The sequence below is a fragment of the Elstera litoralis genome (assembly GCF_000963705.1).
Taxonomy (GTDB): Bacteria; Pseudomonadota; Alphaproteobacteria; order Elsterales; family Elsteraceae; genus Elstera; species Elstera litoralis.
In genome coordinates, this window is record NZ_LAJY01000755.1 from 1 (window position 1) to 1,073 (window position 1,073).

1 protein-coding gene and 1 pseudogene are annotated in these 1,073 nt (G+C 57.8%); both read right to left on the reverse strand.

What is annotated here, in order from left to right:
- Positions 1–11 precede the first annotated feature (11 nt).
- Positions 12–368, reverse strand: coding sequence for a hypothetical protein (locus VZ95_RS19585; protein ID WP_045777360.1), 357 nt, complete (start codon positions 366–368; stop codon positions 12–14).
- A pseudogene (locus VZ95_RS19590) lies at positions 365–1,073 on the reverse strand (hypothetical protein); the annotation flags it as partial. The gene VZ95_RS19585 and the pseudogene VZ95_RS19590, both read right to left, overlap by 4 nt.

The following is a 1,073-nucleotide window of genomic DNA, read 5'->3' on the forward strand; positions in this document are numbered from 1 at the left end:
GGTCTCGCGGGTCAAGGGGGCGAGATTGGCCTCGAACTGGTCGGCAGCGTGCCGCGTAGATGCAGGCGCTTGCCGTTCAGATCCGTGACGGTAATGAAGCCAATGTCTTTATTCCGGTCGAGGATATCGTCGAAAAGCTCATCGGTTCCGGCAAGTTTCTCGACGGGAATGCCCCAGGCCACCGCCTGATCCAACTGCGCCAGAACATAGGTGCCGACCTTTTCGGCTTTCTTTTCCAGCTCCGGCAAAATCTGCGGCTCGAAAAGACTGCGCGAGAAGACGGAAAACCCTGCCAGCATCACCAGCAGCAGCAGCACCGCAAGCGTTAAGAGCCGGAAACTGATCGATTTCGCGAGATCGGTATTCATGCTTTTTCTGCTGCCTGCTTCAACTCTTGGTCGGCCTGCTGGATGGTTTCGACGACACTAATAATGTCGTCGCCCAGCGCGCCGGTCGGTTTTGATAGGGTTTGTGCGCGGCCCGCCACCAACGCTTCAGCCACATAGGTTTCAGCGGTGCGGAACCCGGCGATGATTTTGCGGAACACCAGCCAGACCCCCGCGACCGTCAATAAGCTACAGACGAGAAGCGCGACCGCGCCCGCCGCCGCCAGCCCAGGGCGCACGGCCTCGGTCCGGCTCGTCACCGCCAATTTATTGTAGCGCAGCATAACCCCCCCGGCGACTTGCCCGAAGGTATTGCGCAGCGTCGCGCCCAAAACAGGATTACCCTCGTAGTCTTCCTGCCAAATTCCGCCCTCGGACCGCGACATGGTGCGAACCCAATCTTCCGGTAACGGCGTTTCCAGCCGGGCTTTATCGGTAGAAAAAAGGATCGTGCCGGAAGTATCGGCAATCTCGATGGCGAGGATCTGATCGTCGCTCCGCTCTTCGCGCTCAATGAGCTGCTGAAGATCGCGCAACTCGGCCAGCGACAAGCCCAAATTCATCGCGTTTTCAACATCGCCTTGCAGGCCGTTAACGGTCACGACAAACCTAGACGCAATAACGTTTGTAACGGCTTTCTCAAACTTGAAATAGTTCAACAAAGCCGTCAGAATCAGCGCTGCACCG

What these genes read in the sequence shown, in the direction of transcription:
- VZ95_RS19585 (WP_045777360.1), bottom strand. Translation starts at nt 368, where the DNA reads ATGAATACCGATCTCGCGAAATCGATCAGTTTCCGGCTCTTAACGCTT.